This window comes from Neobacillus piezotolerans, from assembly GCF_003362805.1.
In the GTDB taxonomy this organism is placed as follows: Bacteria; Bacillota; Bacilli; order Bacillales; family Cytobacillaceae; genus Bacillus_D; species Bacillus_D piezotolerans.
The window spans coordinates 103,883-126,433 of record NZ_QNQT01000008.1 but is presented as its reverse complement, the minus strand read 5'-3'; the positions used below and the strand labels follow the sequence as shown (position 1 = coordinate 126,433).

General features: G+C 45.0%; 27 protein-coding genes and 1 tRNA gene. 11 read left to right on the top strand and 17 right to left on the bottom strand.

Features of this window, described 5'->3' with window-relative positions; translation table 11 throughout:
- Positions 1–25: 25 nt before the first annotated feature.
- Positions 26–685 carry an NAD(P)H-dependent oxidoreductase gene (locus DRW41_RS16670; RefSeq protein ID WP_115453242.1) on the top strand — a complete coding sequence of 220 codons (660 nt, stop codon included), beginning with the start codon at positions 26–28 and terminating at the stop codon, positions 683–685.
- Positions 686–727: 42 nt separating this feature from the next.
- Here DRW41_RS16670 and DRW41_RS16665 read toward each other — a convergent pair whose 3' ends face one another.
- Together DRW41_RS16665 and DRW41_RS16660 are read right to left on the bottom strand one after the other, a co-directional pair.
- Positions 728–1,876: a cation:proton antiporter gene (locus tag DRW41_RS16665; RefSeq protein ID WP_115453241.1), complete on the bottom strand. Its 1,149-nt coding sequence runs from the start codon at positions 1,874–1,876 to the stop codon at positions 728–730.
- Positions 1,877–2,052: 176 nt separating this feature from the next.
- The gene (locus DRW41_RS16660) at positions 2,053–2,937 is read right to left on the bottom strand and encodes a YitT family protein (protein ID WP_115453149.1); all 885 of its coding nucleotides are present in this window, start codon (positions 2,935–2,937) and stop codon (positions 2,053–2,055) included.
- A 182-nt stretch (positions 2,938–3,119) separates the two neighbouring features.
- Here DRW41_RS16660 and DRW41_RS23095 point away from each other — a divergent pair, with 182 nt between their 5' ends.
- The 5 genes from DRW41_RS23095 (at position 3,120) to DRW41_RS23090 (ending at position 5,293) form a co-directional block, all read left to right on the top strand.
- Positions 3,120–3,260 (top strand): hypothetical protein, encoded by a 141-nt coding sequence (locus tag DRW41_RS23095; protein ID WP_181884609.1) that lies wholly within the window; start codon positions 3,120–3,122, stop codon positions 3,258–3,260.
- A 483-nt stretch (positions 3,261–3,743) separates the two neighbouring features.
- Positions 3,744–3,817, top strand: a tRNA-Arg gene (locus DRW41_RS16655).
- A 575-nt stretch (positions 3,818–4,392) separates the two neighbouring features.
- On the top strand, positions 4,393–4,689 hold the full coding sequence (locus tag DRW41_RS23255; protein ID WP_342772002.1) for a Parvovirus coat protein VP1-like protein: 297 nt from the start codon (positions 4,393–4,395) through the stop codon (positions 4,687–4,689).
- Positions 4,690–4,835: 146 nt separating this feature from the next.
- Positions 4,836–5,072 carry a transcriptional regulator SplA domain-containing protein gene (locus tag DRW41_RS16645; RefSeq protein WP_115453148.1) on the top strand — a complete coding sequence of 79 codons (237 nt, stop codon included), beginning with the start codon at positions 4,836–4,838 and terminating at the stop codon, positions 5,070–5,072.
- Between the two features lie 53 nt (positions 5,073–5,125).
- Positions 5,126–5,293, top strand: a complete 168-nt coding sequence (locus DRW41_RS23090) for a hypothetical protein (RefSeq protein ID WP_181884608.1) — start codon at positions 5,126–5,128, stop codon at positions 5,291–5,293.
- A gap of 83 nt (positions 5,294–5,376) precedes the next feature.
- On the opposite strand, the gene DRW41_RS16635 is transcribed toward DRW41_RS23090, so the two are convergent.
- From DRW41_RS16635 to DRW41_RS16610, 6 genes are all read right to left on the bottom strand, one after another.
- Positions 5,377–6,150 (bottom strand): metallophosphoesterase, encoded by a 774-nt coding sequence (locus DRW41_RS16635; protein ID WP_115453146.1) that lies wholly within the window; start codon positions 6,148–6,150, stop codon positions 5,377–5,379.
- A gap of 15 nt (positions 6,151–6,165) precedes the next feature.
- Entirely contained in the window at positions 6,166–6,465 is a 300-nt protein-coding gene (locus tag DRW41_RS16630) for a hypothetical protein (RefSeq protein ID WP_115453145.1), read from the bottom strand.
- 135 nt (positions 6,466–6,600) lie between these two features.
- On the bottom strand, positions 6,601–7,065 hold the full coding sequence (locus tag DRW41_RS16625) for a CBS domain-containing protein (RefSeq protein ID WP_115453144.1): 465 nt from the start codon (positions 7,063–7,065) through the stop codon (positions 6,601–6,603).
- Positions 7,066–7,129: 64 nt separating this feature from the next.
- Positions 7,130–8,356 (bottom strand): RNA-guided endonuclease IscB, encoded by a 1,227-nt coding sequence (gene iscB, locus DRW41_RS16620; protein ID WP_115453143.1) that lies wholly within the window; start codon positions 8,354–8,356, stop codon positions 7,130–7,132.
- Between the two features lie 416 nt (positions 8,357–8,772).
- A complete protein-coding gene (locus tag DRW41_RS16615; RefSeq protein WP_115453142.1) occupies positions 8,773–9,708 on the bottom strand; it encodes an oxidoreductase in 936 nt (311 codons plus the stop codon).
- A 102-nt stretch (positions 9,709–9,810) separates the two neighbouring features.
- Complete coding sequence (locus DRW41_RS16610) at positions 9,811–10,158, bottom strand: VOC family protein (RefSeq protein ID WP_115453141.1); 348 nt, start codon at positions 10,156–10,158, stop codon at positions 9,811–9,813.
- Positions 10,159–10,261: 103 nt separating this feature from the next.
- Here DRW41_RS16610 and DRW41_RS16605 point away from each other — a divergent pair, with 103 nt between their 5' ends.
- Positions 10,262–10,780, top strand: coding sequence for a TetR/AcrR family transcriptional regulator (locus DRW41_RS16605; RefSeq protein WP_115453140.1), 519 nt, complete (start codon positions 10,262–10,264; stop codon positions 10,778–10,780).
- A 57-nt stretch (positions 10,781–10,837) separates the two neighbouring features.
- Here DRW41_RS16605 and DRW41_RS16600 read toward each other — a convergent pair whose 3' ends face one another.
- From DRW41_RS16600 to DRW41_RS16575, 6 genes are all read right to left on the bottom strand, one after another.
- Positions 10,838–11,803 carry a DMT family transporter gene (locus DRW41_RS16600; RefSeq protein WP_115453139.1) on the bottom strand — a complete coding sequence of 322 codons (966 nt, stop codon included), beginning with the start codon at positions 11,801–11,803 and terminating at the stop codon, positions 10,838–10,840.
- A gap of 12 nt (positions 11,804–11,815) precedes the next feature.
- Positions 11,816–12,058: a DUF2164 domain-containing protein gene (locus tag DRW41_RS16595; protein WP_115453138.1), complete on the bottom strand. Its 243-nt coding sequence runs from the start codon at positions 12,056–12,058 to the stop codon at positions 11,816–11,818.
- Between the two features lie 143 nt (positions 12,059–12,201).
- Complete coding sequence (locus tag DRW41_RS16590; RefSeq protein WP_115453137.1) at positions 12,202–13,014, bottom strand: YitT family protein; 813 nt, start codon at positions 13,012–13,014, stop codon at positions 12,202–12,204.
- A gap of 173 nt (positions 13,015–13,187) precedes the next feature.
- Complete coding sequence (locus DRW41_RS16585; protein WP_115453136.1) at positions 13,188–13,544, bottom strand: VOC family protein; 357 nt, start codon at positions 13,542–13,544, stop codon at positions 13,188–13,190.
- Between the two features lie 11 nt (positions 13,545–13,555).
- Positions 13,556–14,572 (bottom strand): S-adenosylmethionine:tRNA ribosyltransferase-isomerase, encoded by a 1,017-nt coding sequence (locus tag DRW41_RS16580; protein WP_115453135.1) that lies wholly within the window; start codon positions 14,570–14,572, stop codon positions 13,556–13,558.
- The gene (locus DRW41_RS16575; RefSeq protein ID WP_115453134.1) at positions 14,569–15,303 is read right to left on the bottom strand and encodes an SDR family oxidoreductase; all 735 of its coding nucleotides are present in this window, start codon (positions 15,301–15,303) and stop codon (positions 14,569–14,571) included. Before DRW41_RS16575 ends, DRW41_RS16580 begins: the two co-directional genes overlap by 4 nt.
- 212 nt (positions 15,304–15,515) lie before the next feature.
- Here DRW41_RS16575 and DRW41_RS16570 point away from each other — a divergent pair, with 212 nt between their 5' ends.
- On the top strand, positions 15,516–15,746 hold the full coding sequence (locus DRW41_RS16570; protein WP_115453133.1) for a hypothetical protein: 231 nt from the start codon (positions 15,516–15,518) through the stop codon (positions 15,744–15,746).
- A 307-nt stretch (positions 15,747–16,053) separates the two neighbouring features.
- A complete protein-coding gene (locus tag DRW41_RS16565; protein ID WP_115453132.1) occupies positions 16,054–16,188 on the top strand; it encodes a BA3454 family stress response protein in 135 nt (44 codons plus the stop codon).
- 86 nt (positions 16,189–16,274) lie between these two features.
- Here the strand turns inward: DRW41_RS16565 and DRW41_RS16560 are convergent, their stop codons facing one another.
- Together DRW41_RS16560 and DRW41_RS16555 are read right to left on the bottom strand one after the other, a co-directional pair.
- Entirely contained in the window at positions 16,275–16,967 is a 693-nt protein-coding gene (locus DRW41_RS16560) for a hypothetical protein (RefSeq protein ID WP_115453131.1), read from the bottom strand.
- A 121-nt stretch (positions 16,968–17,088) separates the two neighbouring features.
- A complete protein-coding gene (locus tag DRW41_RS16555; protein ID WP_181884617.1) occupies positions 17,089–18,048 on the bottom strand; it encodes an NAD(P)H-dependent flavin oxidoreductase in 960 nt (319 codons plus the stop codon).
- Between the two features lie 1,146 nt (positions 18,049–19,194).
- On the opposite strand from DRW41_RS16555, the gene DRW41_RS16550 reads away from it, so the two are divergent.
- Positions 19,195–21,036 carry a M6 family metalloprotease domain-containing protein gene (locus DRW41_RS16550; RefSeq protein ID WP_115453129.1) on the top strand — a complete coding sequence of 614 codons (1,842 nt, stop codon included), beginning with the start codon at positions 19,195–19,197 and terminating at the stop codon, positions 21,034–21,036.
- Positions 21,037–21,194: 158 nt separating this feature from the next.
- On the top strand, positions 21,195–21,614 hold the full coding sequence (mntR, locus tag DRW41_RS16545) for a transcriptional regulator MntR (RefSeq protein ID WP_115453128.1): 420 nt from the start codon (positions 21,195–21,197) through the stop codon (positions 21,612–21,614).
- Positions 21,615–21,735: 121 nt separating this feature from the next.
- Here mntR and DRW41_RS16540 read toward each other — a convergent pair whose 3' ends face one another.
- Positions 21,736–22,512 (bottom strand): thermonuclease family protein, encoded by a 777-nt coding sequence (locus DRW41_RS16540; protein WP_115453127.1) that lies wholly within the window; start codon positions 22,510–22,512, stop codon positions 21,736–21,738.
- Positions 22,513–22,551 lie beyond the last annotated feature (39 nt).

The window sequence follows — 22,551 nt, the reverse complement described above, 5'->3', positions numbered from 1 at the left end:
ACTATGAGTAGAATGGATGATCAAAATGGCCAAATTGCTTTATATTTCAGCAAACCCCAAAGGTCCGGAGAAATCGAAAGGCATGCAGATTGGAGAGGCATTTTTGCAATCTTTTTCCGAGGAACAACCCGATATCGAAATAAAAAGGATCGATCTTTTCCAACTTGATATGGTCCGGATGGATGCGGAACTTATTTCAGCCCGCGGCAAACTCGCGGGTTATGGAATGTCGTTTGAAGACCTGACTGATCAGGAAAAGAGCAAAATCATTAAAATGCATGCGCTGGCTGAAGAGTTCATCAAATATGACTACTTTGTGTTTGTTACGCCTTTATGGAATCTAAGTTCCCCCGCTGTACTGAAAACCTTCCTGGACAATCTTTTTGTTACAGGCAAGACGTTTGTCCACACGGCGAATGGCCCTAAAGGTTTGCTTGAGGGGAAAACCGCAATCCATATCCAAACAAGGGGCGGCCTCTATACCGGGATGCCGATGGCGGAACTGGAATCGGGAGACCGCTATTTGAAAATCGCCCTTCGATTCATGGGGATTCGTGTACTTGATTCCGTAATCGCCGAGGGGCTGGATGCTTTTCCGAAAAAAGCCCCGGAAATTGTCGAAGAAACAAAAGCCCGGGCCATCATCGCCGCGAAAGAAATGGCGCGCAAGCCTGTTGTAATTTAAAAAAGTCTGAAGCCGGACCGTATCTAGGCCTTGCTTTTTCTTTTAATCCTCTTTCCTCTCGGCAACTTTTGAGAAGATGGCTCTGTTTAGTTTCGGCGCGGCCTGGAAAAGGATAGTTCCGAGCAGCGCGATGACCAGGATATAGATCCCTGCGAAAATTTTTAGATGCCCCGCTGCAAGACCTGCCATGATAACCGAGAATTCACCCCTTTGGGTGAGTGATAAGCCTGAGCTAAGCGATTCTCGTTTTGACAAGCCATACCAACGTCCACCAAAATAGCCGACCATTATTTTCTGTGCCACAGACCAGAAAAGAAGGACAATTAGCAGGGTCAAATATGGAATTTCTGCTGTCAGCTTAATTTGCATTCCGAATGAAAGGAAGAAAAACGGAAGGAAAATGTTTCGGACCGGAAGCGTGACTTTCGCTATTTTTTCTTTTACCATTACATCCGAAAGCATGATTCCAGCAAGAAATGCGCCTATGACTTCCGACAAACCGAGGAGGATGGCAATGCCTCCATATGTCAGGGCGATACCGGCAACGAGTACGATAAATGAGTCTTCGTGTTTAATCGACTCCAGGAAATGTTCAATCCTTTTAAATAAAACTTTGCTAAGTGCGACAGCCACAACTGCCAATAAAACAATCTTCGTTAGAATAAAGCCAAAATCCGAAAAGGTAAAATCCCCTCCACGAAATCCGATCAGGACAGTTAAAAGGATGGGCGCCACCAAATCCTCAAATACCAAAACAAGCAGAATGAATTCCGATTCGTTCGTTTCGGCACGGTTTTTATCCTCTAGCAGTTTTGCCGTAATGGATGAAGACGTCGCGAAAACAATTCCCCCAATGAGCAAAGCTTCTTTCCATTCAAGACCAAAAAGCCTGGATAACACGGTAGTCGCCACAATGCCAAGAACTGCATCAAGAAGCCCTGCTTTCCAAACCTTCTTGCTCCCAGCCCCGAGATTTTTTAAAGGAAATTTCATGCCGAGTAGGAAAAATAGGAGGACCAGACCTACTTCACCGGCCGCCTCAATGACTTTTATTTCATGAAAAAAAGGAGATATGAAAATCCCAAGAGCGATAAACAAGAGGATATCCGGAATTTTAAACATTTTTTGGCCGATGACCCCAACGCTAAATAAGATTAGCAGGAATAAACCAAACGCTAATGTTACATTCATCAAACTCCACCTTTTGGAAAAAAGATTTCCGTATTCCTCTACCCTGCTGTTTTCACCTGCATGCATGGGAAAGTCGATTCCTGAGAAAAATATTTTCCCATATTAAGATTTGTTTTTTATTTTGCAAAGGTATATTTAAAAGATGAAATAAAAAAAGGCCCATATGGCCTCTTTGGTTAGTGAATGTCTTTCTTTTTGAAACGGCCGCCCCTAACTTCCGAAATATCCGCAAGTGCAAGGAAAGCGGTGCTGTCAAAACCCTGGACAATATCCTTTAATTTTGCTTCTTCCAGCCGGGTAATGACACAAAAAATAACTTTTTTATTGTCTCCCGAAAAAGCTCCTTCCCCTTCCAAATATGTGACCCCGCGGCCAAGTCGGTGAAGGATGGCATCCCCGATTTCCTGGTAATGGTCGCTGATGATCCAGGCGGATTTTGACTCCTCCAGTCCCTGGACAACTACATCAATCGATTTAAATGCGATGACATAAGCGAGGATCGAATACATCGCCCTATCCCAGCTGAAAACAAATCCAGCCGTACCCAGGATGAAAATATTGAAGAACATGATGATTTCGCCAACCGAAAATGGTGTTTTCTTGGTAATCAAAATGGCCAGGATTTCCGTGCCATCAAGGGCTCCTCCGTAGCGAATAACCAACCCGCCGCCAACCCCGACGGCCATTCCCCCAAAACCGGTCGCTAACAGGATATCAGCCGTAAAAGCCGGAACCGGATGAAAAAGGGCAGTGAATATGGATAATGCTGTAATGCCGAATAACGTGGAAAAGGCAAAGGTTTTGCCAATTTGTTTGTACCCTAAATAAAAGAATGGAATATTGAGGATAAAAATAAATAAACCGAGGCTGATGCCTGTAACGTGGGAAAGCATAATGGAGACACCGACAATCCCTCCATCAATGACTTTATTCGGGACAAGAAAAATTTCCAGCCCGACCGCAGTCAATACGGCCCCTACAAAGATCCCGATCGCCCTTGCAAGAACCTGGACCCTGGTAAGCCGTTTATGTTCGGCTTTTAATTGTGTTAAATCTGTCATTCATGGACCTCCTTTTTACTACATATTTTAATTATACAGTAACAAAGCCCACCCTACCTGCAAAAATACACCATTTACAGGAAGTTTTTTTGGGTTTTTTTGAATGTTTTTAAAAAAAATTGTTTATCGGAACGGAAAAAGGTCAAAACAATAATGAGGACTTTATTAAAGGAGGCAGGATCATGGAACATCAAAAGGAAATCAGGTACTGCGAGAACTGCAAGCAGGAAACAGAGCATCTTGCCATCGAAGACTCACTCGAAATAGAATACCACTGCGCCGTGTGCGGTCAGAACACGGAAGTATACAAAAATTATTTTTAATTGTGTTACTGGGAGGTTCCGTTCTAGAAAATGCGCAGCCTCCCTTTTCTTTTTGATTACATCTGTTAAGCTGATTTACGAAATTGTAGTTTTTCAGGTTTTTAAAGATGGATATAATCAGGAAGCTCTTTGAATCGGTCTTTAGTGGTAGGGTATGAAGATTTTCTGAAATTCAGCATGGCAGTCGGTCTTTGGCGCTTCCTTTCAAAGATTTAGTTTGGATTAATAAAAAAATCAAAATTTCATTTGACCTTTTTTGCTTTTGAGGCTATAATAATTTTTGTGCCATAACATTAGGTTAACAAGAAAGCACATGAAACCTTTATATTTTTCATATCATGTCCCAGTAGCTCAGTACGTTGAATTCGCGTCGGTGAATTGTCATCAGCGCACCTGCCGAGCCGCTTCTTGTCTAGCCTTCTGAGGCAGGGGTGGGATCACGCATTCAAGGCGTGCAGCAATACCTTATAATTTTTATATCATGTCCCAGTAGCTCAGTAGGATAGAGCAACAGTTTCCTAAACTGTAGGTCGGAGGTTCGAATCCTTTCTGGGACGCTTCAAAAACTCTTGAGAATTCAAGGGTTTTTTTCTTTTTTTAGCATGATAAAACATCCATGCCCCCAGACAATTTCTCGTTTTAATCTACAATGTCACTAAAGCAAGGTTTGCATGACATTCTTTCCGGATTGTGGCCTAACAATGTCACTCAAATAGGGTTTGCATGACATTCTTTCCGGATTAAGGCCTGACAATGTCACTCAAATAGAGTTTGCCTGACATTCTTTCCGGATTATGGCCTAACAATGTCACTCAATCAGGTTTTGCGTGACATTCTTTCCAGATTATGGCCTAACAATGTCACTCAAATAGGGTTTGCATGACATTCTTTCCGGATTAAGGCCTGTCAATGTCACTCAGATAGAGTTTGCGTGACATTCATTGAGGATTATGGCCTAAGAATGTCACTCAATCAAGGTTTGTATGACATTCTTTCCAGATTATAGCCTAACAATGTCACTCAAGCAGGGTTTGGGTGACAATATGTACTCAGTTCCCTACCGACTCATTTAGATTACGGAAGGAATGCCCGTACGTTAAAAAAACAATTTTCATACGCTAGTAAAAAGAGTATGAAAGTTGGTGATAAGATGAAGCGGAGAAAACGGCCAAGCCTAAGGTTTTGCGTGCCCGGCTATCGATGGTGCGGTCCAGGGTGCTCGGGTCCAGGGAAGCCATTGAATGCAGTAGATGCATGCTGCAAAGAGCATGATGAATGCCTCAGCATATACGGCCAAACAAAATGCTGTGACGAGCAACTTAAACAATGCCTGAAGCAAAAAATCAATCCACATACAAAACTGGGCAGAGATGCCGCCCTATTTTACGCTGTTATCCACTTGCGGAATCTTTTTGAGGACGCTTTTTAAAATAGCCGGCCCCCTTTTTGTCTGGACATTAATACCTTTTCAGGCTAGGTCTGCATAGATAACAACCAAAGTGATATCCAATGAATAGTTGTTGCCTGCTTTGTGAAAACTAGCGTTAATTATGGAATCGCAAGGAGGAAATGTGAATGGATATGATTGACCCCAGCGATGTAAAAGTAGGCGATGAAGTCTTTGTGATTTACAACAATCCACATACGCCTACGGTGGCGAATATCAGGCCGGCTGAAATAGTTCAACACCCAAAGGATCCAAATGCCCTCGCTTTGTTCCTAAATGAAACATTCCATGTAATTGAGGACAATGATGCGTTATTCAGTTCCGAAGAAGCAGCTGAACGAGCTTTCAATCAACATTACCATTAAATAAGTATAATATTTCCTGACCTGCGCATTCTAGAAATGGAGGTGAAATTAACGTGGAAAATCAAAACAACAATCGCCAAGGCAATAACAATGGCGACAACAACGGCGGATTTATGAATAAGGTTGGCCAGGTAATTGAAAATGTAGTGGACGCTGTAACAGGTGACAACGACAACCGTAATCAAAAAGGCCGGCAAAACAATAATAACAAAAACCGATAAGGCCATAAACGCCATTCATTTGGCGTTTTCTTTTTTTCGCAAAAAAAGAGAAACTGCCTTCACCGAGGCAGTTTCTCAGTTAATTATCGAAAATGTACGTTAATGACAACCGCTTCCGACCTGGTGCCAATCCTGAGCGCCGGTCCCCAGGTGCCAAAACCTGATGTAACAATCGAATGAAGCGTGCGTTTTTTTAAATATCCCCAGTCATTTTCATAAATCCGTTTCGTTATGAATTGTGCCGGGGCGACCTGCCCGCGGTGGGTATGCCCTGAAACGAGTAAATCAACGCCAATTTCCTTCGCTTCTTCCAAGGCAATCGGCTGGTGGTCCATCATGAAAACCGGCTTGGATGTATCGGCTCCTGCCATAAAAGAATCGAGCCGGGCCCTGCTATGGTCGGTTGGATCCTTCCTCCCGGCCAGTATAAATTCATTGTTTACGAGAATTGCCTCATCCTGAAGGACCGTAATGCCCGCCTTTTCCATTGCCTTAACGATTTTGTCTTTATCCCCGCCGTAATAATCATGGTTACCCAGGACAGCGTAAACACCAAGCGGAGCATTGATTTTCTTGAGACTGTCCCCCATATTGCTTTCAAGGAACGGGGCAATATAATCATCGATCAAATCCCCAGGAATCATGATCATATCCGGCTTTTCTTTCCTTGTAATATCGACAAACCGTTCGAGATGGTCTTTTCCTACAATCGTGCCCAAATGGAAATCCGACGCCATCAGGATTTTCAAATCTTCCCGGGCTGCCGGCTTTTGGATTGTTACTTCGTATTCACGAACAGCAGGACTCCACGCATTAAATGAACCGTATGCAAAGATAAATACGAAAAATACGGCCATTCCAATGCCAATCCATTAAATCCCCCTCTTTTTTAAAAGAAAAACGAGCAGGTTGACAATCGGCATAATTAACAGGCCATAACCAACAATGACCATCCAGTACCCGCCAATCAGGCTTAGGAACGGGATTGGTATGAACCTTCCCGCGAACAAAGAGACTGACAGAAAAATGATCAACGCTATATAGGCATATTTGAATTTCCGCATCGGGCGATTCAGCCGCAGCCAAACCCAGCCATTAAATCCAATGTAAAAACATATAAGCCCATAAATAATCAAAACGGCCGTTATGGCCGCGACTGCGGTCCAAGTCATATCAGTTCATTATCCTTTATCTTTGTGTATTGTTTTCAATTGCCTTATCTATATTGCGGCATCTTAAAAGAGCGTGCCAATTTTTTAGAGAGGCGCGCTCTTGTGTATGATGGTATCTGGCCTTCAACGGGACTACTATAGATCCCTCAGGATGGTAGACTGAATTTTCCTGATCACATCTCCCCTGCTGATGACGCCGACTACCCGATTCTCTTTATCAATGACGGGCAATTTTTTAAAATGGTGGGTGGATAAATGCTTGACTGCGATGTCCATCTCATCGTCGGGTGTAACGGTAATCAGGTTTTTGGTTTTTGCGATAGAAAGGATTGGAGTTGCAGCCGTTTCTTTAAGCCTTGTTTTAACATCCATTTCTTCCATGTACTCCATGTAGACAAGGAAATTGAATATTTTCCTGTCAATCGGCTGAATTGCCCGCAGGATATCCCCATCCGTTACCATGCCGAGCAATTTTCCATCCTCTCCGCAAATCGGTACTCCCCCTATATTCTTTTCGACAAATAGGGCCATTACATCAGTAAGTATCATGTCTGGATGGGCGCTGATTACGTCCGTTATCATGAAATCTTTGACTTTCATCAGAGTTGGGCGAGGAGACCCCAACTTCTAAGCGGTAGCGTAAGTTGGGGAGGAACCGCTTGCCCTACCTCCTTTCGCATAATAAGGTTGATGCACATTCTTTAAGTGTCAGCTTCTTATAGCTTGCAGACGCATGAATTTTTGTCCCATCTAATAGGCGAAGGTCAAAATATCCACTGCTTCGTCTGCCAAACACAAAACAGTCTTGTCCTTTGTAGGTTACTTTGTCAAATAACTTGTAGCCCTTGACCAAGCGTACTGCCTTGTTGGATTTGCGTTTTCCACCTTTGGAAATCGTTGCTTTGTGCAATTGGCGATTGTTCTTGCGTACAAATTTCCAAAGATAAATGGAATCTGTTGGCGTTGCCAACGGGTTGCCACTTATACAACGAGCATCCACGCCATGAGACTTCACTAACCCATTGCCAATGCGGGTATTCTTTGTGATATAGCCATACGTTAAGTGAATGTGCGGATAAATTTTCTTTAATGCTTCGTAGATAAACCACCGCATCACGGTCATATGGGAAGCATCCCTTAATGATTTCCGTAGAGGCGTAATGGTATGCTCCAAGCCTTTTCCGTGGATTTCATCATGACAGGTTTCGCAAAGCGTAATTAAGTTGCTTGGACTGTCCCCGCCTGTCTTACGGCTTTCAATGTGATGGACATTTAAAATTGGGTCTTTCTTTTTGCCTTTGCACCGCTGGCAAGTGTGATTGTCCCTATAAAGGACGTATTCCCGCACATTCCAAAACCCCATTTGTACACCATGCTGATAGCCTTCGCCTTCTATGAGCGGGTTTTGGAGGAGTTGTGTGTCAAATTGTGCGACCTCTACCGTAATGGCGGTAATCGGCAAAATGGAATGAAGCTGATGAACCATTTTGATATGACTGTCCACTTTGTTCTGCACCGAAGGAGCCAGCCACCCCTTGTCACGCTTACGATTTAAAAACCGTGGCTTGCGGTAACGGGTGGTTCGGCTTCGCCTGCTTCGGCGGAATTGCAGTCGGGTTGCCAATAATTCCTGTATGTCCGTGCGAAGCTGGACTTCTCCTTCCAATAAAACGTTTGCTTCCGTAGTGGCAGAGATTCCAATATGCTTGGTTCCTGCATCCACACCTAATGAAATAGGCTGTTTGTAGCCACTGCTTCCATAAAGCAATTGAATGGTAAAAGGTGTTTGTTTGACCACTTTTGCTTTCTTTTCTTTCAGTAAGATTCTTGCCTTGCGGGGAGAACACGGCATAAGCGGTTCTCCGTGCTGGTTAATTGTGTATACGAACATGACGTATACCTCCTAATGGAGTAATAGCCTCATACCCAAGGTTGGAAAGGATTGTCCTGTCTACAGCACCGCTCCTACCCCTAAGAGCTTTTAACCATAGACGACAGGGCAACGGACTTGAGGAGCATCCGTAGGTGTCATGACCTATCCAACGTAGCCTGTAAAAGACTGAGGGTAGTCAACAAGGGCTTTTACCAAGCCCCCACTTCAAGCCTTAAAAAAGGCTAAGTGGTGGGTTATTGACATATGCCACCAGCCTTATCCATAGGTTGAACTTACTATTTAAGTATTTCAATTTAAAAGGGCAAAGTCAAACATTGCTAGTGTAAAAACAGCGATTTTTGGCGACTTTTGACCCGGCTGTCTTTAAAATTGCCTTAAGGCTATCACGGGCTGTGGCAGACAAGTGATGATACCTATTTACTAGAGCCCTTGCTGAAAAAATAGTTTACTCCCGTCATCTCCTCGGACAGCGCCCAAAGGCGGGACGCGGTTTTGGCATCGTACAGGCGGTCGATGACAGGATCCTTTACCGGGTAACCTTTTCGCTTCTTTTTCCCGTCCGGGCCGATGTATTCCCCGCCTTGCAATGAATCCTCCGTTGCCGCGTAAAGAATCGGCAAAGCGCCCATCTCGGTTGGCTGGGTGATGGCCCTCGAAATCAACTGGAACAATAGGTTCATATCCCTTCCGGAGTTCCTTGACGCTAGATTCGTGTGTGTAACCCCGGGGTGGCAGACAATGCTTTTTACGCCAAGGCCATTGCTTTCAATCCGAGCCTGAAGCTCTTTCCCAAACAGCATATTGGCCAGTTTGCTTTGCCCGTAAAATTGGTACCGTTTATAGCCTTTTGACCCGTCAAGGTTCTCAAAGTCGATTGAGGCATTGTGCGCGGAGAGGCTGCTCACTGTTACGACGCGGGAATCAGGGGTATTCTTCAACAAATTGAACAAAAGTCCAGTTAGCGCGAAATGGCCAAGATGGTTGCCCCCGAATTGCGCTTCAAAGCCATCACGGGTTTTGCTGAGTGGGGGCATCATTATACCCGCGTTATTTATTAGGATATCGAGTGAAGAATAATTGGCGCAAAAGTCCGCGGCAAACTTCCTAATTGACGAAAGGTCGCTTAAATCGACCTGCATAAGACCCACTAATGATTTTGGGCTTTCCAATTTTAGTTTATGGACGGCCGCCTCCCCCCTCGTGATATTCCTAACCCCCAGTATCACATCAGCGCCTTTTGACGCGAATGCACGGGCGGTTTCGAAACCGATGCCGCTATTCCCCCCAGTAATCAAAATCCTTTTACCGGAAACATCAACCATGTCTTTTGCTATCCAGTCGAATGCCATTGGCCTTTTCCTCCAAATTAGTATTTGACTTAAGTATAGTCGAAGAATTATGAGAAGAAGAAACAGAAGCCCTTCCGGTATTGTCGGAGGGCTTCTGAAAAATTACTTCTCCCTGGAGAAGTCCAGGATTCGTATCGGGTTTCCTGAATTGTCTAAATAAATGGCATACCGGCCTGGAGGGATATCAAACGGTGCCTTCGTAAATTCGTATCTATCCTTATATTCTTCATAAAAGGAATCAACGCTATCGACTAAGAAAATTCCTCCAGGAGTCATTTCTTCCTTATCGATTTCATCCTCAAGCATTAATCGAACCTCGGTTCCGGGTAGCTTGAGCGCTGCTGTATGTTCGCCTTCACGCCAAGATTCTTCAAAGCCAAGATTGTCCCTGTAAAATGCCAGGGATTCCTTTAGGTTTTTTACAGGTTGGTACAAAAACAGCAATTTCATATGATTTCCTCCTTGAAAATAAATACATTATGCATGGCGTAAATTAGTTACGTTTAACATAATCGATTTACGGACAGGCTGTCAATATGCTATAATAAAAAATATGAAAGAGTGGATACCGATTCCAGGGTCAAGTAAAAACACATTAGTACAGGTAGCTTTAGAGGAATTCAGCGCAAAAGGCTACAAAAAAACCAATATTGCAGAGTTGGCTGAAAAAGCTGATATGACCACCGGAGCGATTTATCATCATTTTGGTTCAAAAGCCGGGCTCTATGAGATAATCAGGAGTGAAATGGAACAAAGAATTTTAGACAGAATGGAGGGTGCCGCTTCTTTATTCGCGGATGCGAATGAAGCTTTGGAGGCTGCGCTTATTACAGGATTGGATTTCGCAGCCAAATCGAATTGTTGCCGCTTAATTGGCGAAGAGCCGATTTCAGGCAAAAAAAATAAGATTGCAGTGTTTTTTGAAGAAATGAATACAAACGATCGTTTACCATTAGAAATTATTATGCTCGCAAGCTGGAGGTCCCTTTTGCTTGGAATAGCTGATCGCCGTGTGACGGTCGAACAAGCTAAAGATATTATTAAATGGATATTTAAAAGGGAACTCGAGTGAGTTCCCTTTTTTGATTTAAAGTTGTTTAAAAATTGTAAGCAAAGATACTGCTTTTTGTCAGGCCTGTTCCTGGACCATGGACTTTTTCTTTTTTCCAGGAAGGATGGATGCCGAAAAGCTGTGGAGCGCCATGCCGGCCACGACAAGGGCAATTCCTGCCCAAGACAGGGCTGATGGAAGCGGCGTGGCCAGAAACAACACTTCCCCTCCCAAAGCGAACAGGATTTCAATGGATTGGGTCGCCTCCACGGCAGCCATTTTTGTCATGTCGCCCCTGACAATGTCGGTTGCCATGAAAAATAACACCGTTGCAATGACACCGGAGCTGATAGCGACTCCCGCTGACTGGAAGAGTTGGCTTTTTGAAGGCAAATCGGTCGTAACTGCGCCATAAAGAGACAAGCCGATCCAAAACGGAAGGCTTGCAATCGTCATGCCTAGCACACGCTGGAACGTATCGAGCCTTCCGCCCGCGACATCCATCATCTTCCGGTTGCCGAGCGGATAGGCGAAAGTGGCGATCAGGACAGGAATGACACCAAACAAAAATTCCTTCATTCCAAGCGTTTTTGCATGCTCCAACTGCATAACCGCGACCCCAGCGAGGATGATGATGGACATGAGCATCCCTTTTACCGGAATCCTGCCCCTAACCCGCTCACCATTCCTTGTTTCAAAAAAGAGAGGTGAGAGCAGTGAGCCCGAAACGATTGTAACCAGCCAGGTGCCGGCAATCAGCCATCCAGGAGAAAATGCCGCGGCAAAGCAAATCGGCGCGTAAAATAAACCGAACCCAATCGTGCTCCATAAAAGCCACGCACCCGGCTGCTGTTTCATTTCTTCAAAAAGCGGTTTTAAATTTTTCCTGCCAGCTACAAGCAACAGCAAAAGCGGGACCATGAAAAAATAACGGAGCGAAGCACTCCATATCCAGTGTCCGCCCGACAGCTCCATCGACCGGTTCAGGACAAACGTAAACGCGAAAAAAAACGCGGAGGCAATCCCAAGGACAATTGGTTTCATTATACCGCTCCCCTATTTCAAAGGCCGCTCAAGCGAATACAATTCCTCTTCCAGCTGGGCCATTTTTTCCTCGGCCACTTTCCTGGATTGCCTGATGCCCTCATTGAAAAAATAAGGACCGAGTCCGTTTTTGAAAAACTCGAGGAGGTTTTCCGCCTCCAAATTCCCAATCTCCTCACCGCGCTCTTTTAAAAAGAATTCCTGTATATCGGCTATGAGTTGTTCCTTTTGCTGTTTGCTGAATGAAATAAACATTGTAATTCCTCACTTCCCGGCCGACTATTGGGAAACCTCAATAGCCGCATTTTCGCAATAATCTGTATGTTAAAGAATAATGAATAACTGCCCTTTTGTAAAGCGCGAAAAAGCCGGTTCCTTTTGAGGAAAACCGGCCGCAATCAGGCGCTCTGTTTATGAAAAAGGCCCATAACTTCGATTGTTTTGGTGATGTTGACGAAAGCATCAGGGTCAACTTCCGCGATTAATGATTTTACCTCGGCAAGCTCGTAGCGGGTGATGACGGTCATAAGGATATTGCGTCCTTCTTTTGAAAATCCGCCCATACCATCCAGCACTGTCAGGCCACGGTAGACATTTTGCACTAGCTGCTCCCGCATTTCCTCGCCTTTTACCGTAATGATAGTCAACGTTAGTTTGACATGGTGGGTATAGATGGCGTCGATAACCTTTCCGGTCACAAAAATTGAAACCATCGTATTCAGCGCCGTATCCCAGTCAAACAGAAAACCGCTTATCCCAATTATGACGGCATTCATTGCCGAAAGCAGCGTTCCAATAGGGAAATCCTTTTTTCGGGATACAATCATCGCAATAATATCCAACCCGCCTGTGGACGCCGACTGGCGCAATACTAGCCCCATACCCAAACCAGCAAGCGCGCCGCCAAAAACCGATGAAAGGATGCTGCTGTTGGCAATTTCATACACCGGAATCACAGACAACCCAAGCGAGATAACGATGACGGAAAGAATTGTGTGTAAAATAAATTTCCTGCCCAGTTTCAGATAACCGATTACAAGGAGCGGCAAATTCAGGAGAAAGTTCGCGGCTCCCGTATCAAGAGGGGTAAGCATCCCAATCATCATCGATAGTCCGCTTAAACCGCTTGAAAGGACCTCATGCGGGATGAGGAAACAATTAAAGGCAGCCGCGATGATGACCGAACCAATCGTGATAGCTAGTAGCTGCATTCAAGTATCCTCCTATTAAAAATCACTTATTCTAAAATAACATCAACTCCGTCAGGCCGTAAATTTAATAGTTTATTTTCATTATTGAAAGAACTCATGAAAAGGCCGCAAAACAATTGCACGGCCCATGACAAAAGAAAAACGGAAGGAATTCGAGGTTCCTTCCGCAGCAATTACCTTTGTTCCAGAAATTCCAGGGTCTCTCCTCCAAGACCTGTATAAAAAACGGTTTTCCAGCCGTTTTCCAATGTATACGGCCCTTCCACTTTTTCCAAGCCTGCCTTTTCCAGTTTTTTAATCAAGTTGTCCAGCGAGCCGGTCTCAAAGCAAAGATGAACGGATCCTTCCCCACCACCCCGCATAATGCTTTCAACCAATTCGAGACGAAAGCCCCCGAGCGTCATAAAAATTAGCTTTTTTCCACGAAAATCCATCGTCTCTTCAAGCTGAAACCCCAGTATATTTTTATAAAAATTCTCCACCTCTTTAAGGCGGTCCGTTTCGATAGCATAATGATGAAATAGCACCATCACATTCCCTCTCAAATAATCAAATTCATATCGCCAAATTCATGCCAAAGGTATTTTGCTTCGACGGCGTCAGCGTATGCGCCATAAAGTTTATCCTGGGGAATGAATGCCGACAGCATGGCAAGATGGCTTGCTTCCGGCTCGTGGAGGCCGGTCAGAATACCATCGACGGCTTTCAGTTCATAGCCGGGATGGATAAACAAATTGGTCCACCCATGCGCCTGGCCGGTTGAAAAAGCAGTTTCGAGCGCGCGGACAACGGTCGTCCCGACGGCAATAACCCATCTGCCTTCCTTTCTTGCTTCACCTATTATAGATAAAGTCTCCTCGGGTATAGCGTATTCCTCTCTATTTTTCGAAGGATGGTGGTCAAAATTGTCATCAAGGAAATAGCTTAAGCCTGTATGCAGCTGGATAAACACGATTTTGATTCCTTTTCTTCTAAGTTTGAAAATCAGTTCCCAGCTGAACGCCCTTCCCGCGGAGGGCATTTCAACCGAACCCGGATGTGAAGCGAATACAGTTTGGTAATAATCGAGGTTCCAAGGCGTATCGATGTATTCGTAACGAATTGGCTCACCCAGCGAATAGATTTCATCAAACAGATTTGTACCCGATTTTGAAAAACAGATGACCGACAAGGGTGTTTCCTTGGCTGGCTGTTCAACGGCGGCTTTAAGCCTGCCTGAAAATGAAATCCTTTCCCCAGCTTGGACGGTTGGCCCGACAATCAAGGCATGCCAGCGGCTTTCATCGATTTTGCCCGCAAGCCGGATTTCAACTTCCTTCTGGCTGCCAGTGAGGCAGCCGCGCAAAATCGCGGGGATTGTCCGGGAGGTGTTCAGGACAAGTACGTCCCCTTCATTTAAATACTGATCAAGACGATAAAAAGAATCATGGCAGGCATATCCTGTTTCTTTCGATAGCACCATCATGCGGACATGGTCCCGCCTTATCCCCCGCCTTTCCGGAGGGGCGGAGGCATTCAGGGAGGGCGGCAGATTGAATTTCAGGCTTCCGGCGATCATGCAATCCCCTTCCCCTCAGCGAATTCCTGGGCAGAAATGCGCTGTCCGCTAACCGAGGCAGCTTCTTCCGACGCAAGGTAAAGGAAAACAGGCACAACATCATTCGGGTCCGCGAGTTCATAATCGCAATCCGGGACGGCGAGTTGATGCATGTCAGTATCCATTTCCCCCGGGTCGACCATATTTACCCTGACCCCGGTTTCGCTCAATTCGTCCGCCCATGTTTCAGTCAGTCCTTCAACAGCGAATTTGGAGATGCCATAAGCGCCCCATCCCGCGTACCCCGTATTTCCGGCTTCAGATGTCACATTGATAATCGAACCGCTGTCCCGCTGGATCATCGCTGGCAATACGCGCCGTGTGACAAGGAATGTGCTCATCGTATTGACCCTTATTACTTCCGCGAAATCTTCTTCAGGATAATCAAGCAGCATCGGCATCGGGCTCGGACCAAGAATCGAAGCGTTGTTAATCAAGACATCGATTTGGCCAAACCGTTCTTCAGTCAAAGCAACATAGCGCTCGACATCCCGAGCGATTGAAATATCTGCCCGGATGGCGAGGACCTCCGCCGCCCCGGCCGCCTCGGCTTCCTTTTTTACTTCAAGTAATGCTTCTTCATTTCTGGCGCAGATCGAAAGCCTCGCCCCCTGTTTCGCGAATGCCAGCGCCAATGCCTTTCCGAGTCCCCGAGACGCTCCGGTTATCATTACGTTTTTAATTTTGCTCATTTTAACTATCCCCTATCGTAAACCGCTAACTGGTTTCATGCTTTTATGATAGCCGGTTACGAAAAACGAAACCTCGGAAAGAAGCTTGAACTTGCCTACAACTTTAGTCCGAGATTCTTTTTTTTCGAAAAGTATTTTTTAGCGAAAAAGGGAGGAAAACTGCGTTTTTTGGCGAAACTATATAAAGAGTGACTATGAAGGGGGACGTTGAAATGGATAAGGTAACCAGCATTGCATTTATTCTTTATCATGCCACCGATGACCCTGCCGTGAAGGAAAAAGCTGTGGATTTGCTCAATGGGGAGAAAGACCTTCGGGAACTTAGGTCGGATCAAGGCATGCTCCATCTCGTAGAAACCGCCGAAGCTTCGTTGAAAAAGCATCCGATTAATAAGGAAGAAATCCAAAGGTTTGTTGAACAGCATTTGTTTGTAGAAGCATAGCGCGCCGCTCCCTTCCGAGGGGGCTTTTTTTTTGAAAAAATTGTCACAAAAACAAGTTAAATATAGTAATAAATACTGTTGTAGGGCGGGTTACTCCGTGGTAAGATGAGTTACTGGTATTTTCTTGCAGTACTCCTATGAGTCCGCATCGGCGGCTTTTCCTTTTTTAAAAAAACAGGCATGTCCCTCCAAATGAAGCATAGGATGGAACAGTATGAATGTTTAAGCTGGCTGGATTGTTGGTATATAGAAATTGTACCGCAAGTTATATCAGGAAAGTAATTTTGTTGAAGAAAGGGTGGTTTAAATGGTACAGGTTAATGTGAAGGTTGAGTACCTTGGCAAGAATTACATGACGAATGTAATTACGGACCCTCAGGCAAGCGATGAGGAAATCATGCAGCTGGCTCTTGAGCAAGTCAAGAAGCAATGGACGGAATAAGATGATGGCCCCTGTGGAAGGAAATAGACAATAGACGGAGTTGGTCCACTTTTTCAAAAAGGGATTGGCTCCGTCTATTTTAATATTTACTCGAGTTCGTAGCCTTTCATTTTATCAATGTGGCTGGCGATCATGGCGATGATCGTACCCGCTTCTTCTTTAGTGAAAATAAAGTTCGTTTCATCCTTGATTAGTTCATCGTCCTCTGTCCAGATCCGGTTCACCCTTCTCAGGACTCCATCACCAGTTCCTTCGACCAGTCCGAATTGGTAGGTTACTTCTACCTCTTCTTCCTTTTGGAACGCGGTAACTTCAGGTGTTTCCCACTCCACATCGATCTCCTCATACACTTCATCGTCGGAATAGGCGATGATCGTAACATCGTCATCCTCATCAAGCAGATCATCAAACTCTTCGAGGTCTTCTTCGTAGTCGTCTAACTGATATTCATAGTCCTCTGGATCATCGTTCATATATTCATGGAAGCTTTCATGGACCGCGTCAATGATATTTTCGATGTCTGGCAATATTGTCCTTGCCGGCTGTTCCAGGTCAGCGTCAAACGTTTCGACGTAAAACTCCTCATTGTGCGGGTCAAAGAATAGCGTGCAGAAATAATCTCGGCCGTCGCAATCATCCGTTTCGACGAAGAATTCAATTCGCGGGTGCTTTGAACTCCTTTCGACAGACATTTGGCCTGCCTGATCATATTTTTCACATATTGATTCCAAATGGTCCTGCAGTTCAGACGTTACGCGATCAAACCATTCCAGTGACATACGCATCCTTCCCTTCGGCTGTTTTCTGTGTTAGTATGCCACCTGCTGCGTGAAAATTAATTAGCATATTTTTGTAAAATGAAAATAGCGCCGGTGAGTTGAAGTGCCGGCGCCAGGTTTATTATACAGCTTGTTCAGTGGCAAAATGGTATTCGCCCGCGATTGTTTCAATGATTTGCCTGACGGGAAGGATTTCTTTAATTTCTCCGACCCTTGCCCCGGCGAAGACAAGGCCCATGTCGACATCGCCATTGAGTGAGCGGACGAGCGAGTCCATCGTGCAGAACCTGTAGGAGCAGTTTTTTAGGCAGTCTATGCATTTTGCGACCTTAAATTTTCCGTCATCCTTGATAATGTCTGTAAATGCATTTCGAATTGCCCTGCCCTGAAGCCCGACGGTTGTTTTAACCAGCATAAGGTCTTCCTGCTTCGCTTCAACATACTTTTGTTTAAAAGCTAGAGGGGCGTCACATTCTTCACTTGCGACAAAACGGGTCCCCATTTGGACGCCTGATGCCCCAAGGCTGATTGCTTTTGCGACATCCTGACCGGTTAATATGCCCCCTGCCGCGATAACCGGTATGTTCACCGCTTCGACGACTTCAGGCAAAATATCAAACATCGGCCGGTCCGTACCAAGGTGGCCCCCAGCCTCGAATCCTTCCACAACTACCGCCGCCGCGCCAAGCCGCTCCGACAGCCTGGCAAGTTTCGCTGTCGATACAATGGAGAGGACCGGTATACCCGCTTCCTTCCCCCATGCATACATATCCCGGGAAATCCCTGCTCCAGAAATGATAAAATCAACTTTTTCTGCCAATGCCACCTTCATTCTTTCGGCAAAGTCATTCATTGCAAACAAGACATTAACGCCGATATATCCGTTCCCGTTTGATAGGTCACGTGCGCGCCTGATATGGTATCTCAATTCGTCATTCGTGATACCCGTCCCCGATATGATCCCGATTCCTCCCGCGGAAGCAACCGCGGAAGCAAGCCCGCTAAGCGAAATGCCGACTCCCATTCCTCCCTGTATGATTGGGTATTTCGGGGCAATATGCCCGATTTTTAATTGTGGCATTTTCAACGTAAATTCCTCATTTCTTTTCGGATAGATGTTTTTCTTTAATTGTAAACCCGATAAACTGAATTTGCCGTGATATTTATCACCAGTTACTAATAGCTGGCTATATTTTTAAAATTTATTGATTTTTTTAGGCACTTTACCATAAAGAAGAGGTGAATATTAAAACGTATAAATAGAATATATTCTGAACCAAAAGCCTGCCCCCTGCTGTTCGGGCGTTAAGTTGCCATTTCAAGTCCGATTAATATGCAGAACCTTACTGTCATGCAATCCAACAAGAAAACTTAATTTTTTGTACCTAATAAAACATGCGCAAGAGCGATAATTCTTCTATTACCGACCAATATCCCAATTGTGCCGTGTTAAGCCTTTGATAAACTCCTTTTTTGAGCATTCTTTTTGCAAATATGTGGATAATATTGGTAAATGGTTTTTTGGCATATTCCGTTTATTGTTGTTTGTACGAGGTATATAAATAATGCAAGACCAAAACAAAACAGGAGGGACTGGTTAAATTGCAATACGCAATGGAAACAGCGACTCAAAGGTTGGTTCTTGGGCTTGCAAGTGGTGAAGGGACATTTGCAGAGATGTCGAAAGGCACGCTCGTCTATAATCGATATATTTAAGATCGATTCGGCCCCGTGCAAAATGTAACTTTCACTAAAGTCTGGTAAGTCCTGATATTTCGGGACGTTGAGCGAAGTCCTGCGTTAGCGGGACAGAAAAAAGGCGCTGACACATGTGTTAGCGCCTTTTTTCGTTGCCTGGATAAGGTTTAATCCCATATCCCTCAAATTGCCCCCTTTTTAAAATAGGCTCTCTACAAGGTGGAGCAAACTTCTATAATAATAAAATGCCGTTCTCAAGTCCCCCATGGCAATAGAATATATTTCGCCTCCCTAAAAATTTTTAACGAGTGAACCTGTAAACCAGTCCGTTAAAATGAGTCCTAAGTCCTTATCCTCAACTAATCAAAAGCAAGATATTTCCTTTTCTGTACTTCCTTTGTAATGCTTTTTTAATTATTTTTTCATTTTATGCCATTTGTATGGTTAAAAATTGAATAAAAGGTCTCGTTTTAATAGGCGAATTATTCTGATATATTCGAATAGTAAAATCTTAAAGGAGTGGTGATAATTGTTAAAAGTTCTTTCAAAATCAGCAATTGCACTTGCTTTGGCTGGAAGCATCGGCCTTGCGGGCGTGCAAACACAGGACGAGCCTGTGGCAAAAGCAAAGGCGGCTTACGACCTAAGCCTTGCGCATTATATTAGTGCCGCTCCTGAATTGGTCGATAAGGCTAAAAAGCTTGGCATCGACATTTCAAAAGCCGACCCGGCTGAAAAAATCGCCGACAAGACTGGCGCAAAGTTCAACCAGGCAGGCGAAAGCCGTGTCGCGTACAAAAAAGCGACCGGGGATATCCCTGTTCTTGTCCTCCTTGCCAAATACCCGGATGGCGATGAACCGGTTGGCGACATGCCTGGCCAAGTACCGGCCCATTATTACGAGGATTTAATTTTCGGAACCGAATATAATCCTTATGAATTGCCGCAATTCCAAAAATATGCGGAAATCAATGGAGCCAAAGCGCCAACTAATAGAACGATGCAAAACGCCTATAAAGAGTCCTCTTATGGTAAAACGAATCTTGTCCATCTCGAGGACGTCGACTTTGAATGGGTGGAAATGCCAAAAGGGGCTTCCTACTATCTTGACCAGGAAGGCAAATATGCTGAGAATGGAAAATATGTATATGGAAATGTAAACGGTGACGCGCATACAGGCGAATTCGTGCGTGACCTGTTGAAAGCCGCGGATGAACAGATCGACTTCTCAAAATACGCTGAAGACGGTGAAGTGCCGAATGTGTTCATCGTACATGAAGGAACCGGTGCGGAATTCAGCCGCGACCCTGCGCAATGGTGGTCCCACAAATGGAGCCTGCTGAGCGCCCTTTATTACGGCAAATACTATGAAACTGGCAAACCAGCTGATGTCCACGCTGGCATGAATCAATCAGAGTGGATCAATAAAACAGTCGCAGAAGAAATGACTTACGATGGCGTAATCGTAAATAACTACAACATCCAGCCGGGCATTGGCGGAAACGTTGCGGGTTATGATGCCGCGACCGATTCTTACAAGGAAGACTTGAAATCCGGCCCATTCCCTGCCCAGACAGGCGTGTATGCGCATGAGTTTGGCCACGCGCTTGGATTACCGGATTTCTATGACACTGTTTATTCTTCTGAAGGTGTAGGAAACTATTCGATGATGGCTGGCGGATCCTGGATGCGATTCCCAGATGCCGCTCCATTCTCAGGCAACTCACCAACCCATTTCGACCCGTTCTCCAAGGTCTTCCTTGGTTGGGTTGAACCAATTGAAGTAAAACCTCAGGATGGCGTCAAGACAATCACCCTGCCTCCTGTAAATGCCGCTAACGATAATAATGGAATTGTGAAAATGGAAGTTCCGGGATCGAACGGAACAGAGTACTTCCTGTTTGAAAACGTCCAGCAGCAAGGCTTTAACCAAGGCTTAATCCGCCAGGGCAAAGATGCCCATGGGCTTCTGGCATGGCATGTTGACGAAAATGTGATCAGCCTGTATCAAACAGCCGGGTTCCGCCCGAACAATGTGGAAAACTGGATGAACAAGCGATTCCAGTTCAATCAATCCCAGACTGCCAGCGATGGCACTGTCGTTACCCATTACGGCCTATCTGTCCTTCAAAAGGACGGCCTGTATGAGCTAGAGAAGAACCTGAACCGCGGAAACGCAGGCGACTTCTTTAAATCCGGCAACAAGTTGACTCCGGTTAGCGGGAATGTCCATACTGGTTCCTACTATTTCTGGAAAGGCTATAGCAGTACCGCTGCAGACTCGGGAATCCATCTAACAGACATAAAGGAAAACAAGGACGGTTCAATCACAGCCAAGTTCTTCTATAATTTCGACAGCTCCACAAAGTAATTGGAACGATGCCGGGCCCGAATTTCGGGACCCGGTTTTTTTAATGCGCACCACCTCCCGGAGAGGCTCTGGACAATGAACCATCGTGTCCGATATCTTGTAAGCCTCGTCGCAGTCTTATATAATAGTAGATAGTATAGGATGAAAGTGGGAAGAAAATGCCGACACCGAGCATGGAAGATTATATCGAACAAATTTATTTGCTAATTGAACAGAAAGGCTATGCCCGGGTTTCGGATATCGCGGTCAATTTGTCTGTCCAGCCTTCCGCTGTTACAAAAATGGTCCAAAAACTCGATAAGGATCAATATCTTATTTATGAAAAATACCGCGGCCTCGCTCTTACACCGAAGGGGCGAAAAATAGGCAAGCGCCTTGTTTATCGGCATGATTTGCTTGAGCAATTTTTAACACTCATAGGTGTAGACGATGAAAATATTTACGTAGATGTTGAAGGAATTGAACATCATCTTAGCTGGAACGCCATCGACAGGATCGGCGACCTCGTCCAGCTCCTACAGGACGACCCATCCATTTCAGCCCGCCTAAGGGAACTGCAGGATAAAAATGAATCTTAAAAAGGAAGCATCCATTGTGGACGCTTCCTTTTTCAATGGCAATATTCTGCCTAAACCTTTTCGAGCGGACGCACGGTATTGAAGGAAAAAACCACGGTAGCCCCCCGAAAACCAAGCGATTTTACCTTTTCGATTTTCGGTAACCTGCCTTCCGGGCATCGTTTTCCGTGCAAAACCAGACAATTTCCTTTATATCGGAATGGTAGTAAGCACCGCCAGGAGTATGGTAGATTTTCGACTTTACATTCCCTTTTATTTTTTCCTCGCATTTGTCGTGCTTGCTGGAAAGTATCCCGCCGTTCGCCTCCCTCTTGGGAAGTTCCGCACCGAATCCCTCTTCGGTTGCATAATTTTCAATCGACCAAATGCCGGCGCCTTTCTTTTTCGCCTTGTCCTGGATTTGATAAAGCCGGTCAACATATTTTGTATTGGGCGGATATACATAAGCTACCCTGGCCAGGCCGTTTTCGAGCAGGAGCTCATTGAACATTTTGCAGTCCACAAATACGTATGCGAGAAGCCTCCCGTATTTGTCCCTGCCCCAGTTAATTCCCGGTTCAACCTCGATTTCTTTCCCCTTGGGGAGGATTGTTTTTGCAAAATCCGATGCTTCTGGGCCAAAAGGCTGTACCCCAAGGCGGGGATACTGTGTTTCGGGCGTGTCGACACAAAGGAGCCGCACCGTTTCTTCTTTCCCATTAAGCGAAATGACAACTGTATCCCCGTCAATATTTTTTAGAACCTTTGCTTTATATAACCCATTGGCTGATTTAATCTCGGCAGGCACATCCCCTGTCTCGGTGACGCCGGTCTTCAATTGTATGGAACAGCCTGCGGCCAAAAATAAAAACAGCGTGAAAACGGCTGCTAATTTGTATTTGAATCCTTTTGAAGCCATGATTTCCTCCTTGCCTTTTCCTTCTTATCAACATTCTAC

Excerpts from the sequence above, each read along its gene's own strand:
- DRW41_RS16670 (WP_115453242.1), top strand. The coding sequence starts at position 26 with ATGGCCAAATTGCTTTATATTTCAGCAAACCCCAAAGGTCCGGAGAAA.
- DRW41_RS16665 (WP_115453241.1), bottom strand. The coding sequence starts at position 1,876 with ATGAATGTAACATTAGCGTTTGGTTTATTCCTGCTAATCTTATTTAGC.
- DRW41_RS16660 (WP_115453149.1), bottom strand. The coding sequence starts at position 2,937 with ATGACAGATTTAACACAATTAAAAGCCGAACATAAACGGCTTACCAGG.
- DRW41_RS23095 (WP_181884609.1), top strand. The coding sequence starts at position 3,120 with ATGGAACATCAAAAGGAAATCAGGTACTGCGAGAACTGCAAGCAGGAA.
- DRW41_RS23255 (WP_342772002.1), top strand. The coding sequence starts at position 4,393 with ATGAAAGTTGGTGATAAGATGAAGCGGAGAAAACGGCCAAGCCTAAGG.
- DRW41_RS16645 (WP_115453148.1), top strand. The coding sequence starts at position 4,836 with ATGGATATGATTGACCCCAGCGATGTAAAAGTAGGCGATGAAGTCTTT.
- DRW41_RS16635 (WP_115453146.1), bottom strand. The coding sequence starts at position 6,150 with ATGGCCGTATTTTTCGTATTTATCTTTGCATACGGTTCATTTAATGCG.
- DRW41_RS16630 (WP_115453145.1), bottom strand. The coding sequence starts at position 6,465 with ATGACTTGGACCGCAGTCGCGGCCATAACGGCCGTTTTGATTATTTAT.
- DRW41_RS16625 (WP_115453144.1), bottom strand. The coding sequence starts at position 7,065 with ATGAAAGTCAAAGATTTCATGATAACGGACGTAATCAGCGCCCATCCA.
- iscB (WP_115453143.1), bottom strand. The coding sequence starts at position 8,356 with ATGTTCGTATACACAATTAACCAGCACGGAGAACCGCTTATGCCGTGT.
- DRW41_RS16615 (WP_115453142.1), bottom strand. The coding sequence starts at position 9,708 with ATGGCATTCGACTGGATAGCAAAAGACATGGTTGATGTTTCCGGTAAA.
- DRW41_RS16610 (WP_115453141.1), bottom strand. The coding sequence starts at position 10,158 with ATGAAATTGCTGTTTTTGTACCAACCTGTAAAAAACCTAAAGGAATCC.
- DRW41_RS16605 (WP_115453140.1), top strand. The coding sequence starts at position 10,262 with ATGAAAGAGTGGATACCGATTCCAGGGTCAAGTAAAAACACATTAGTA.
- DRW41_RS16600 (WP_115453139.1), bottom strand. The coding sequence starts at position 11,803 with ATGAAACCAATTGTCCTTGGGATTGCCTCCGCGTTTTTTTTCGCGTTT.
- DRW41_RS16595 (WP_115453138.1), bottom strand. The coding sequence starts at position 12,058 with ATGTTTATTTCATTCAGCAAACAGCAAAAGGAACAACTCATAGCCGAT.
- DRW41_RS16590 (WP_115453137.1), bottom strand. The coding sequence starts at position 13,014 with ATGCAGCTACTAGCTATCACGATTGGTTCGGTCATCATCGCGGCTGCC.
- DRW41_RS16585 (WP_115453136.1), bottom strand. The coding sequence starts at position 13,544 with ATGGTGCTATTTCATCATTATGCTATCGAAACGGACCGCCTTAAAGAG.
- DRW41_RS16580 (WP_115453135.1), bottom strand. The coding sequence starts at position 14,572 with ATGATCGCCGGAAGCCTGAAATTCAATCTGCCGCCCTCCCTGAATGCC.
- DRW41_RS16575 (WP_115453134.1), bottom strand. The coding sequence starts at position 15,303 with ATGAGCAAAATTAAAAACGTAATGATAACCGGAGCGTCTCGGGGACTC.
- DRW41_RS16570 (WP_115453133.1), top strand. The coding sequence starts at position 15,516 with ATGGATAAGGTAACCAGCATTGCATTTATTCTTTATCATGCCACCGAT.
- DRW41_RS16565 (WP_115453132.1), top strand. The coding sequence starts at position 16,054 with ATGGTACAGGTTAATGTGAAGGTTGAGTACCTTGGCAAGAATTACATG.
- DRW41_RS16560 (WP_115453131.1), bottom strand. The coding sequence starts at position 16,967 with ATGTCACTGGAATGGTTTGATCGCGTAACGTCTGAACTGCAGGACCAT.
- DRW41_RS16555 (WP_181884617.1), bottom strand. The coding sequence starts at position 18,048 with ATGCCACAATTAAAAATCGGGCATATTGCCCCGAAATACCCAATCATA.
- mntR (WP_115453128.1), top strand. The coding sequence starts at position 21,195 with ATGCCGACACCGAGCATGGAAGATTATATCGAACAAATTTATTTGCTA.
- DRW41_RS16540 (WP_115453127.1), bottom strand. The coding sequence starts at position 22,512 with ATGGCTTCAAAAGGATTCAAATACAAATTAGCAGCCGTTTTCACGCTG.